This is a genomic window from Ottowia sp. (genome assembly GCF_035325765.1).
Lineage (GTDB): Bacteria > Pseudomonadota > Gammaproteobacteria > Burkholderiales > Burkholderiaceae_C > Ottowia.
Genome location: NZ_DAOKZG010000066.1, coordinates 1 through 11,844 on the forward strand (window position 1 = coordinate 1; position 11,844 = coordinate 11,844).

Here is an 11,844-nt window from a genome sequence, read left to right on the forward strand (position 1 = left end):
CCCGGTCACGCTGTGGGACGTGTTCGGCCAGCAGGGCCACCCGGTGCGCGCCACCATCAGCGACATGGGGCCACTGCTGCTGGCGCGCATGCTGCAGCTCAACGACACCCAGGCCGGCGTGCTCAACCTGGTGTTCAAGATCGCCGACGACAACGGCCTGCTGCTGCTCGACCTGAAGGACCTGCGCGCCATGCTGCAGCACGTGGGTGACAACGCCCGGCAGTTCACCACCGACTACGGCAACGTCAGCGCGGCCAGCATCGGCGCCATCCAGCGCGGCCTGCTGCAGCTCGAGAGCCAGGGCGGCAACCAGTTCTTCGGCGAGCCCATGCTGAACGTCGAGGACCTGATGCAGACCGAAGACGGGCGGGGCGTGGTCAACATCCTGGCGGCCGACAAGCTGCTGACGGCGCCGCGCCTGTACGCCGCCTTCCTGCTGTGGATGCTGAGCGACCTGTACGAGCGCCTGCCCGAGATCGGCGACCCGGAAAAGCCGAAATTCGTGTTCTTCTTCGACGAGGCGCACCTGCTGTTCAACGACGCCCCCAAGGTGCTGCTCGAGCGCATCGAGCTGGTGGTGCGGCTGGTGCGTTCCAAGGGCGTGGGTGTTTACTTCGTCACGCAGAACCCGATCGACGTGCCCGACAGCGTGCTGGCGCAGCTGGGCAACCGCGTGCAGCACGCACTGCGCGCCTATACCCCGCGTGACCAGAAGGCCGTCAAGGCGACGGCGCAGACCATGCGCGGCAACCCGGGGCTGGACATCGAACAGGCCATCACCGAGCTCGGCACGGGCGAGGCCCTGGTCAGCTTCCTCGACGCCAAGGGGCGCCCCGGCGTGACCGAGCGCGTCTACGTGATCCCGCCGGGCAGCCGCATCGGCCCGATCACGCCGGAAGAACGCGCCGCCCTGCTCAAGGGTTCGCTGGTCGCCGGCAGCTACGAACAGGCGGTGGATCGCGAATCGGCCTACGAGATGCTGGCGGCGCGCGGCGCCTCGGCGACGTCCGCCAGCACCCCGGCCAAGGCGGGCACGCCGGCCGCCGACAGCGATGGCGGCCTGCTCGGCAGCGCGGGAACCGCCATCAAGGAAGCCCTGTTCGGCCGTACCGGCCCGCGCGGCGGCCAGTACGACGGCATGGTGCAGCAGGTGGTCAAGGGCGAGATGCGCCGCATGGGCCGCGAACTGCTGCGCGGCACGCTGGGCAGCCTGCTGGGCGGCAAGCGGCGCTGAACCGCACCGGGCCGGGCCTCGGCGCGGCCGGTGCCGCACATCCTGCGCGGCGCGGCCGCGCGCGGCCAGGCACGGCGGCCACCCCGCCAGCGGCGGCGACAACTGTCGCAGTTCGCGCCTGCCCTGCAGCAACTGTTGCACCCAGGTGTCGCAGGCTGCGACAGGGAAGGCGGACGCCAGCGCCGCAGCCCACGCCAGGCCGCAGGTTCCGGACGGTGTTCGCCCGCACGCGACTGGCACGAAACCTGCTTGCATCCATCTTGCTCGACCCGCGCTGCAGCCCAGAGCCGGCCACGCGCGGCATCCCCAACCGGAACCGGAGGCACCCACCATGACCGCAAGCAAGGAGCACCTGCTCTGGATGTACGAGAAGATGATCGAGATCCGCGAATTCGAGGAGACCATCGCCAAAGTCTACATGGAGGGCAAGCTGCCGCCCCACATCCAGAAGGGCCTGGCCTTCGACATCGGCGGCGGACCGGTGCCAGGCGAGATGCACCTGTCGGCCGGCCAGGAGCCGGTGGCCGTCGGCGTCTGCGCCCACCTGCGCACCGAGGACACGGTGGTGGGCACGCACCGCCCGCACCACTTCGCCATTGCCAAGGGCATTCCGCTCAAGCTCATGGCGGCGGAGATGTTCGGCAAGGCCACCGGCCTGTCGCAAGGCAAGGGCGGCCACATGCACCTGTTCGATACCGAGCGCAAGTTCAGCTGCAGCGGCATCGTCGGTGCCAGCATGCCGCCCGCCTGCGGCGCCGCGCTGGCGGCGAAGATGCGCGGCAAGGACTGGATCGCGGTGGCCTTCTTCGGCGAGGGCGCGGCCAACCAGGGCGCCTTCCACGAGTCGCTCAACCTGGCGGCGCTGTGGAAGCTGCCGGTGCTGTTCGTGTGCGAGGACAACAAGTACGGCATCTCGGTCGAGAAGTCCGAGGCCACGGCCGTGCCCTGGAACGCGGATCGCGCCGCCGCCTACGGCATGCCGGGCGCGCTGGTGGAGGAAAACGACGCCATCGCCGTGCACGAAGCCGCCGGGGCCGCGATCGAGCGCGCGCGGCGCGGCGAGGGCCCGTCGCTGCTGGAGGTCAAGACGCACCGCTACTTTGGCCACTTCCAGGGCGACGCCGAAGGCTACCGGCCCAAGGACGAGGTCGCCGAGTTGCGCAAGCACGATCCGATCCCGCGCCTGGCGGCGCACCTGCGCCGCGCCGGCCTGCTGGACGACACGGCCGACACGCAGCTGCGTGCCGGCGTCGGCGCCCGCGTGGCGGAAGCCTTCGAGCACGGTCGCAACAGCCCCTATCCGAAGCCCGAGGACGCGCTGCTGCACGTCTTTGCCTGAGCGGCGGCCAACCGACAAGGAGAACCCCATGAGCACCGACACCCCCCGCAAGCTCACCATGGCGCAGGCCATCAGCGAAGCCATCGCGCAGGAGATGGCGCGCGAACCCGAGGTCTTCGTGATGGGCGAGGACATCGGCAAGTACGGCGGCATCTTCGGCGCCACCGGCGGCCTGCTGGAGCGCTTCGGCAAGACGCGCGTGATCGACACCCCGATCTCCGAGACCGCCTTCATCGGCACCGCGATCGGGGCCGCCGCCGAGGGCATGCGCCCGATCGCCGAACTGATGTTCGTCGACTTCTTCGGCGTCTGCATGGACATGATCTACAACCACATGGCCAAGAACACCTACATGTCCGGCGGCCGGGTGAAGCTGCCGATGGTGCTGATGACCGCGGCCGGCGGCGGCTACAACGACGCCGCCCAGCACTCGCAGTGCCTGTGGTCGACCTTCGCCCACATGCCCGGCATCAAGGTGGTCGTGCCGTCCAACGCCTACGACGCCAAGGGCCTGATGGTGCAGGCGATCCGCGACGACAACCCGGTGATGTACATCTTCCACAAGGGCATCATGGGCCTGCCCTGGATGGCCTACTTCGAGGGCAGCACCACCGAGGTGCCCGAGGACGCCTACACCCTGCCCTTCGGCCAGGCCCGCGTGGTGCGCGAAGGCGGCGACCTGACCATCGTGACGCTCAGCCAGATGGTGCAGAAGTCCGTGCTGGCGGCCGAGAAGCTGGCCGCCGGCGGCATCGACGCCGAGATCATCGACCTGCGCACCCTGGTGCCGCTGGACCGCGAGGCGGTGCTGAAGTCGGTGCGCAAGACCGGCCGCCTGCTGGTGGCCGACGAGGACTACCTGAGCTTCGGCCTGAGCGGCGAGATCGCCGCCCTGGTGGCCGAGAACCTCGACAGCGTGGCGCTGCGCGCCCCGGTGCGGCGCCTCGCCGTGCCCGACGTGCCGATTCCCTACAGCCGGCCGCTGGAGCGGTTCGTGATCCCGCAGGTCGAGGCCATCGAGGCGGCGGCGCGGCAGCTGATGCAGGCCAGGAAGCCGCAGGGAGCGACGGCATGAGCGTCGAGGTCACGTTGCCGCCGGAAGCCTGGGCCGGCGTCGAAGCCGGCACCGAGGCCCTGGTGGACAAATGGCACGTCAAGGAAGGCGACCCGGTCCGCGCCGGGCAGCTGCTGGCGAGCGTGGTCCTGGTCAAGACCAGCCATGAGATCCTGGCCCCCGCGGACGGCGTGGTCGAGCGCATCCTGGTCGCCTCGGAGGATACCTTCGGCCCCGGCCAGGCACTGGCCCGGATCGCCGCCTGAGCCATGGCGGATGCGTCCAGCGTGGCGGCGTGCGAGCAGCACTGGAACGAGCTTCACCTGAACCAGCCGCCGGCCGTCCCGGCCTGGCGCATCTGGCGCTATGACACGCCGGCCCTGGTGCTCGGCTGCTCGCAGCGCAAGCTGCTGGCGGGCGCGCACGCGGGGCTGGAAGTGCTGCCGCGCCGCGCCGGTGGCGGCGCGGTGCTGGTCGGACCATGGATGCTCGGCCTCTCGGTCGCCCTGCCCAGCGCGCATCCACGGGTCGTGCCCAGCGCCGTGGGCAGCTACCGCTGGCTCGCCGAGTTGCTGGAACGCTGGCTGCGCGCGGCCGGCATCCGCGATGCACGGGCGCTCGCTCCAGGGTCGCCGGCGCTTCAACGCGGCCCGGCGGAACTCGACTGGGCCTGCTTTGGCGGCCTCTCGCCGTGGGAGCTGGTGGCCGACGGCCAACGCAAGATCACGGGCCTGGCCCAGGTACGGCGGCGCGATGTGGTGCTGCTCGTCGCGGGCACCCTGCTGATGACGCCGGACTGGAAGCTGCTGGCGGCCAGCCTCGACCGCCCGGTCAGCCAGGCCGAAGCCCTGGCGCGGCGCACGACCTCGTGGACCGATCTGCTGGGCCAGCCGCCCGACACGGACCAGGCCACCGCTGCCCTCGACGCCCTGCTGGCCGAGGCCCTCGACGCATAACCCCACTCCTCCCTGTCGAGCACGCCACTCACTCCGGCGCCAGGGGGCCGGGCACGTCGAACAGCAGCCCGCGTCGCGCTGCCACTTCCAGCACCGCCTCCACGTCCAGCGTGCGTGGGCCCTGCAGCTCGAGCTCGACCTGCAGGGCATGGCCGTCGTCGAATTCGATCAGGCGCTCGCCATCAACCACCAGGGTACCGCGCGCCGCATGCACCGGCACGGGCCGGCCCGGCAGCAGGCGCCGCGCGGCGGCGATCGAAACCGGTTGCAGCACGCCCGGCAACAGCGGCGCCTGCAGCGTGCGGCCCGATCCGAGCTGCAGGTGCAGGCCGAATGGATCGTCGCGTGACACCGGACAACTCAGCCCGGCGATGGACGACAGGCCGATCTGCGCCGGCTCGGCAAAAGCGACGAACATTTCGCTCAGGTGTGCGCCATCGCCGATCGCGCCGGCACCCCGCGCCAGTTCGCGCGAGACGCAGACATCCACCAGCGCCAGCTCGTCGGTGCCGCGGCCGGTGATGCGCAGGCACTTGTTGCGGCGCAGGCCCAGCTCGGGCGGGACGCGCCCCGTCACCAGCAACCCGGCCGCCACGCCGACCAGGGTGGCCTCGCGCAGGCGTGGAAACGCGTTGTTGGTGCCGGTGGACAAGGTGGCAAGCGGCACCTCGCCGCAGTGCGCCGCCACCGCCCGGTGCGTGCCATCGCCGCCGAGCACCGCAATCAGGCCCACGCCAAGGTCGGCGAGCGCCGCTGCCGCGTGCGCGCTGTCGCGCGCCGCGTCGTGGATCGGCATCTCCAGCAGGCGCACCTGCGGCATCGGGTGACGGCTGCGCGCCAGGTCGGCGGCCTCGCGCACGCGACTCGCAATGCCGGCGGCGTCGGGCAACATCCAGGCCTGCTCGACGCCCAGGCTGCCCAGCGCCGACAACAGGCGCAGCACCACGTTGACCTTCTCCGAAACCGGGAACACCGAGGCCCAGCCCAGCAGGCGGCGCACGTCGCGCCCCGAGGACGGGTTGGCGATGACGCCGATCGAGGTCGGTCCATCGGGGTCGGGCGCGGGGCGATCGGGAGGAAGCATGGATGGATTTGAGCAGGATCAACGCCCGTGCGGGTCGAAACCATTGCGTGGCGCAACGCATACCATAATGACCGATTTGCGGCTGGCGCCTCGCGCGACTTCCTTGCCGGTCTCGCGTCAAGCGCCGCGCCCCATCAGGAGCGCCCCGCGCCGTGCCGGTGGCGCCGACCAGGAGACAACATGGCGCAGCTCAGTTCCCAGCTCCCGCAGGTGGGGGCGGATGCCATCGCACCCATCGAACCGGCGGGCGCCCGCATCGCCCGCTCCTGGCGACGTTCGGTCGAACAGTACCGGCTCGACCCCGGCAGCAAGCACCGGCCGCGCGTGCTGACCGCCAGCGCCCTGCGCGAACGCCGGGCACCGATGGAGCCCTGGCTGGGCCTGGCACGCAGCGGCATGGAGGCGCTGTTCCGTCAGGTGCGGGAGGCCGGCTACCTGGTGGTCCTGGCCGACGCCGACGCCATCGTCGTCGAGGTCCTGCCCAACCCCGCCTTCGAACGCGAACTGCGCGCCGCCGGACTGTACCTGGGCGGCTGCTGGGCAGAAGACCTCGAAGGCACGTCGGCGGTGGCGCTGGCCGCGCTCGACCAGCACGCCATCACCGTCCATCATGCCGAGCATTTCCGCGCCACGCACCACCGGCTCACCTGCAGCGCCGCGCCGATCCATGCACCCGATGGCCGCCTGCTGGCCGTGCTCGACGCCACCGCGTTGCACTCGCCCGAGGACCGGCGCAGCCAGCACCTGGTGCTGCAGATGGTGCATGCCGCCGCCCGGCAGATCGAGGATGGCTGGTTCATGCGGCAGCACGAGCAGCACCTGGTGCTGCGCCTGGGCCAGCAGCGCGAGTTTCTCGAGGCGTCCTGCGACGGCCTGGTCGCCTTCGACGCCGCCGGCCATGTGGTCGCCGCCAGCCGGCGCCTGCCGCACGGCAGCGATCCGCTGGCACAGCCGCTGGTCGGCCAGCATTTCGAGCAGGTGTTCGATGCCCGCTTCGATGCCGTCGTCGCCGCCGCGCGCCAGGGGACTGCGGATCCGATGCCGTTGCGGCGGCTACATGCACCGGGCCCCTGCTTCGCCTTGCCGCGCGGCCCCCGGCCGGGGCGAGCGGTGCATGCGCAACGGGCGCCGGCAGGGCATGCACGGGCCCGGCTGGCAGCGCTGGCCGGCCGGGACGCACGCATGGCAGACAACGTGGAGCGTGCCCAGCGCGTGCTGGACAAGGGCCTTGACGTGCTGCTGCTGGGCGAGTCGGGCACCGGCAAGGAGCTGTTTGCGCGCGCCATGCACGAGGCCAGCGCGCGCGAACGCCGCCTTCGTCGCGCTAAACTGCGCCGCCATTCCCGAATCGCTGATCGAGGCCGAGCTGTTCGGCTACCGCGAAGGCGCCTTCACCGGCGCGCGTGCCAAGGGCGCGCGCGGCAAGATCGTGCAGGCTCACGGCGGTACGCTGTTCCTCGATGAAATCGGCGACATGCCACTGGCGCTGCAGACCCGGCTGCTGCGCGTGCTGGGCGAACGCGAGGTCACGCCGCTGGGCGCCGAACGGCCGACGCCGGTCGACCTGCAGGTGATCTGCGCCACGCACCGCAGCCTGCCGGAACTGGTCGCCGGCGGGCAATTTCGCCTTGATCTCTACCATCGGCTGAGCGGCTTCACGATCGAGCTGCCTCCCCTGCGCGAACGCAGCGACCGCGCCCTGCTGGTCGGCGCCATCCTGCAGGAGGAAGCACGCGCGCTGGGCCTGGCGGCAGCGACCATCACGCCGGCGGCCCGGGCGCTGCTGCTGGACCACGACTGGCCGGGCAACATCCGCCAGCTGCGGCACGCCCTGCGTGCCGCGCTGGCGCTCGCCGATGGCGCCCTGATCGAGCCTGGACACCTGCCGGCCGAGCTCGCAAGCGCCCGCCCGCGCCCGGTCCCGCCAGCGCCCGTCACCGTGGCCGGCGCGACCCCGAAGCAACCCGCCGCCGATGCCGTGCACGAACGCGAAGCGTTGCTGCAAGCCCTGCGCGCGCATCGCTGGAACATCAGCGCGACGGCACGCAGCCTGCAGCTTTGCCGCGCCACCGTGTACCGCCACATGGCACGCCATGGCATCGTCGCGCCGAACCACGGGGGTTGACCTCGCGATCGGGCGCGCGGCGCCCGCACCGGGCGCCGCCGCAGCGCCATCCCTCCCTACAATGCGCGCCATGCCGGATACCGCCACCCGCCAGGTCCACCACGTCACCCACCCGCTGGTGCAGCACAAGCTCACGCTGATGCGGGACCGCCACTCGAGCAGCACCACCTTCCGCACCCTCCTGGGCGAGTTGGCGATGCTGATGGTCTACGAGGTCACGCGCGACACGCCGACCCAGCTGGTCGAGGTCGAGACGCCGCTCGAGACCATGATGAGTCCGATCATCGACGGCAAGAAGCTGGTGTTCGCCTCGATCCTGCGCGCCGGCAACGGCATGCTCGACGGCCTGCTGCGCGTCGTGCCGAACGCGCGCGTCGGCCACGTCGGCCTGTACCGCGACCCGGACACCCTGCAGGCCGTGGAGTACTATTTCAAGATGCCAACCGGCATGGAGGAGCGCGACGTCATCGTGGTCGACCCGATGCTGGCGACGGGGCACTCGGCGGTGGCGGCGCTCGACCGGCTGAAGGCCCTGTCACCGCGCTCGATCAAGTTCCTGTGCCTGCTGGCCGCGCCCGAGGGCATCGCCGCCCTGCACGGCAGCCACCCCGACGTGCCGATCTATACCGCCGCCATCGACCGCGAGCTGAACGAGCACGGCTACATCCTGCCCGGCCTGGGCGACGCCGGCGACCGCATCTTCGGCACCAAGTAGGTCCGGCCCGCTCAGGGGGGCGCGTCCGTGCGCACCCAGTCGCGGAAGGTCTGGCGGAACTTCGCCACCTTGGGTGCGGCCACCACCACGCAGTAGCCCTGGGTCGGGTTGCGCGCCACGTAGTCGTGGTGGTAGTCCTCGGCCGGCCAGAAGTGCGCCAACGGCTCGACCTCGGTCACGATCGGCGCGTCCCACATGCGGCTGCGCTCCATCTCGGCGATCAGGGCCTCGGCCACCGCCTGCTGCTCCGCTGTCGTGGTGTAGATGCCGCTGCGGTACTGGGTGCCGACGTCGTTGCCCTGGCGATTGCGCTGGGTCGGGTCGTGCACGACGAAGAAGATCTCCAGGATCTGGCGCAGGCCGATCTGCGCCGGATCGAACGTGAGCCGCACGACTTCGACGCAGCCGGTATGTCCCGTGCACACCTGCTCGTAGCTCGGCCGTTCGGCCTGGCCATTGCTGTAGCCCGGCTCGACTCGCGTCACGCCACGCACCTGCCGGAACACCGCTTCGGTGCACCAGAAGCAGCCGCCGCCCAGCACCACGGTTTCGGTTTTCGTCATGTCGCGCATTCTCCTTGCCAGCCATGCTAACGCCAGCTCCTCGACAATGCCGGCCATGGATGAATCCCGCCACCCGTTCGCCCTGCTGACCCCCGACCTGGTGCTGGACGCGCTTGCCACCCTCGGCCTGATGGGCGACGGCCGCCTGCTCGCGCTGAACTCCTACGAGAACCGCGTCTACCTGGCCCACCTCGAACCCGGCACGCGGCTGGCCGAGGCGCATCCGGCGCTGGTGCTGAAGTTCTACCGGCCCGGCCGCTGGAGCGCGGCACAGATTGCCGAAGAGCACGCCTTCGCGCAGGAACTCGCAGCCGCCGAGGTGCCGGTCGTCGCGCCGCTGGCAATCGACGGCCAGACCTTGCACGCGCACGGCGGCTTTCACTTCAGCGTCAGCCCCCGGCGTGGCGGGCGCGCGCCGGAGCCGGGCGACCTGGAGGCTCTGGAATGGATCGGTCGCTTCCTCGCGCGCCTGCACGAAGTGGGGGCACGCCGGCGGTTCACCGACCGTCCCGCGGTCGATCTGGCCGGCTACGGCCACGAGCCGCGCGACTGGCTGCTCGCGCACGGCGCCCTGCCGCTGGAGGTCGAGCGCGAATGGGCCGACGCCAGCGGCGAAGTGCTCGCCTGGATCGGGCAGCATGCCGACTGGCGCGCTGCCGCGCACCCCGGCGTGCCGCCCGGACGCCCGATCACCTGCCTGCGCCTGCACGCCGATTGCCACTGGGGCAACATCCTCTGGACGCCGACCGACCAGCCGGGCGGCGGCCCCCACTTCGTCGATCTGGACGACTGCCGCAGCGGTCCGGCGGTGCAGGACCTGTGGATGCTGCTCGCGGGCGAGCGCGCTGAACGCCAGCGCCAGCTCGGCGCCCTGCTGGATGGCTACGAGCAGGCCCGTCCATTCGACCGGCGTGAACTCGCCCTGATCGAGCCGCTGCGCACGCTGCGCCTGATCCACTACAGCGCCTGGCTGGCGCGGCGCTGGAACGACCCGGCCTTCCCCGCGGCCTTTCCGGCCTTTGGCACGCCCGACTACTGGCGCGGCCAAGTGCGGCTGCTGCGCCAGCAGCTCGAAGCCATGCAGGAACCGCCCCTGGTGGCCTGAGGCCGGGGCCGGCGTGTCCGCGGCCAGCGGCCGGATCGACGGCGCGCGACCCAGCGTGGTTTGCTGACGCGGGTCAAAACCATGGCCGCGGCTCCGGGATACAACAGCCCGCGGAGCAAGGCTGGCGCGACGGCTTCACCATGAAGTCCCGCACGGCCCGGGCGCCCCTTTCAAGCCAGCCCGCGCCCCGTGCGCGGGTCCAGGATCGACGACATGACCACCCCACCCACCCGTCCCGCCGACTGGGACCCCCGTTCTCCTGCCGTGCTGGACGACCAGATCGCCGCCTACGACGCGATGCGCCAGCGCTGCCCCGTGGCCTGGAGCGAGTACCTCTGGTGGTCGCTGTTTCGCCACGCCGACGTGATGCGCGTGTTGCACGATCCGGCCACCTTCAGCAATGCGGCATCCAATCACCTGTCGATTCCCAACGCCATGGACCCGCCGGAACACACTCCCTACCGGCGCCTGATCAACCGCTATTTCACGCCCGAGCGCATGGCCGAATTCGAGCCGGTCTGCCAACGCGTGGCCACCTCGCTGGTGCGCACCCTGCCGCGCGCCACGCCGTTCGAGCTGATGGAGGCGCTGGCGCACCCGTTCGCGGTGCGTGGCCAGTGCGCCTTCATGGGCTGGCCGGACCGCCTGCACGCGCCGCTGCGCGAATGGATCGGCCGCAACCACGCGGCCACCCATGCCGGCGACCGTGCCGCCATGGCGCGCATCGCGCTCGACTTCGACGGCTACATCACCGAGCAGCTGGTGCTGCGCCGCGACGCCGGCGCCGACGCCCCGCAGGACGTCACCACGCGGCTGCTCGGCGAGCGCGTGCACGACCGTGCCATCACCGACGAGGAGATCGTCAGCATCGTGCGCAACTGGACCGTCGGCGAACTGGGTACGATGGCCGCCAGCGTCGGCATCCTGGTGCACTACCTGGCCGAACACCCGACGCTGGCTGCGCGGCTGCGGAGCCACCCGGCCGAGCTGTCCGACGCCATCAACGAAATCCTGCGCATCCACGCCCCGCTGATCGCCAACCGCCGCATCACCACCTGCCCGGTGCATGTGGGCGAGCGCCAGATCGACGCCGGCGAGCGGCTCACCATCCTGTGGGCCGCGGCGAACCGCGACGAAGCCGTGTTTCGCGATCCCGACCGGTTCGACCCGGAGCGCAACCGCGAGCACAACCTGCTCTATGGCGCCGGCCTGCACGTGTGTCCCGGCGCGCCGCTGGCGCGGCTCGAGCTGTGCGTGTTGACGCGGGCCCTGCTGGACGCCACCCAGGTGATCGAACTGGTACCCGGCCAGCGGCCCGAGCGCGCCCACTTCCCCGCCAGCGGCTTCGAGCGGCTGGTGGTGCGCATCGTCTGACGCGGTGTGGACGGATCCCTCATGCCCGCCGTGAGCGCCAAGATTCGCCCGCTCTGCTTCGCACAAGCTCGCCGCGGCCCGCGCCACGGCTGCGCCTGGCCCTTGCAGATCGCAGGCCGGTCCGAGGCAGATCCTGCGCGTGCCGTCCAGCGGCACGCAGACCCCACCGGAGCCGCGGCATTCGGCCCTGCTCGGAAGAGTCCTGGCGGCCCGTTCGGCCACGCCGGATTGATCCACAGCTCCTGAGTAACCGTCTTTCAAGTCAAGCGCCGTGAAGCGATTTGTCCCAAGGTTT

The 11,844-nt window shown here is 71.2% G+C and carries 11 protein-coding genes and 1 pseudogene; 10 read left to right on the plus strand and 2 right to left on the minus strand.

Going from position 1 to position 11,844, the window contains the following annotated elements; genetic code table 11:
* The 5 genes from PKA16_RS14630 to PKA16_RS14650 form a co-directional block, all read left to right on the plus strand.
* A partial coding sequence (locus tag PKA16_RS14630; RefSeq protein ID WP_324404266.1) for a helicase HerA-like domain-containing protein occupies positions 1-1,234 on the plus strand: 1,234 nt, incomplete at its 5' end.
* A gap of 331 nt (positions 1,235-1,565) precedes the next feature.
* Positions 1,566-2,573, plus strand: a complete 1,008-nt coding sequence (locus PKA16_RS14635) for a thiamine pyrophosphate-dependent dehydrogenase E1 component subunit alpha (RefSeq protein ID WP_324404267.1) — start codon at positions 1,566-1,568, stop codon at positions 2,571-2,573.
* 28 nt (positions 2,574-2,601) lie between these two features.
* Positions 2,602-3,648 carry an alpha-ketoacid dehydrogenase subunit beta gene (locus tag PKA16_RS14640; protein ID WP_324404268.1) on the plus strand — a complete coding sequence of 349 codons (1,047 nt, stop codon included), beginning with the start codon at positions 2,602-2,604 and terminating at the stop codon, positions 3,646-3,648.
* On the plus strand, positions 3,645-3,893 hold the full coding sequence (locus tag PKA16_RS14645; protein ID WP_324404269.1) for a lipoyl domain-containing protein: 249 nt from the start codon (positions 3,645-3,647) through the stop codon (positions 3,891-3,893). Before PKA16_RS14640 ends, PKA16_RS14645 begins: the two co-directional genes overlap by 4 nt.
* 3 nt (positions 3,894-3,896) lie before the next feature.
* Positions 3,897-4,583 (plus strand): ligase, encoded by a 687-nt coding sequence (locus PKA16_RS14650; protein ID WP_324404270.1) that lies wholly within the window; start codon positions 3,897-3,899, stop codon positions 4,581-4,583.
* Between the two features lie 28 nt (positions 4,584-4,611).
* Here the strand turns inward: PKA16_RS14650 and PKA16_RS14655 are convergent, their stop codons facing one another.
* Entirely contained in the window at positions 4,612-5,667 is a 1,056-nt protein-coding gene (locus tag PKA16_RS14655) for an NAD(+)/NADH kinase (protein ID WP_324404271.1), read from the minus strand.
* A 396-nt stretch (positions 5,668-6,063) separates the two neighbouring features.
* Here PKA16_RS14655 and PKA16_RS14660 point away from each other — a divergent pair.
* The 3 genes and pseudogenes from PKA16_RS14660 to upp all read left to right on the plus strand — a co-directional run.
* A pseudogene (locus PKA16_RS14660) lies at positions 6,064-7,285 on the plus strand (sigma 54-interacting transcriptional regulator); the annotation flags it as partial.
* Between the two features lie 360 nt (positions 7,286-7,645).
* The gene (locus PKA16_RS14665; protein ID WP_324404275.1) at positions 7,646-7,792 is read left to right on the plus strand and encodes a helix-turn-helix domain-containing protein; all 147 of its coding nucleotides are present in this window, start codon (positions 7,646-7,648) and stop codon (positions 7,790-7,792) included.
* 70 nt (positions 7,793-7,862) lie between these two features.
* Positions 7,863-8,507, plus strand: a complete 645-nt coding sequence (gene upp, locus PKA16_RS14670; RefSeq protein WP_324404272.1) for a uracil phosphoribosyltransferase — start codon at positions 7,863-7,865, stop codon at positions 8,505-8,507.
* 11 nt (positions 8,508-8,518) lie between these two features.
* Here upp and msrA read toward each other — a convergent pair whose 3' ends face one another.
* A complete protein-coding gene (msrA, locus tag PKA16_RS14675) occupies positions 8,519-9,070 on the minus strand; it encodes a peptide-methionine (S)-S-oxide reductase MsrA (RefSeq protein ID WP_324404273.1) in 552 nt (183 codons plus the stop codon).
* 46 nt (positions 9,071-9,116) lie between these two features.
* Here msrA and PKA16_RS14680 point away from each other — a divergent pair, with 46 nt between their 5' ends.
* Positions 9,117-10,175 carry a serine/threonine protein kinase gene (locus PKA16_RS14680; protein ID WP_324404276.1) on the plus strand — a complete coding sequence of 353 codons (1,059 nt, stop codon included), beginning with the start codon at positions 9,117-9,119 and terminating at the stop codon, positions 10,173-10,175.
* Between the two features lie 213 nt (positions 10,176-10,388).
* Complete coding sequence (locus PKA16_RS14685; protein ID WP_324404274.1) at positions 10,389-11,549, plus strand: cytochrome P450; 1,161 nt, start codon at positions 10,389-10,391, stop codon at positions 11,547-11,549.
* Positions 11,550-11,844: the final 295 nt, after the last annotated feature.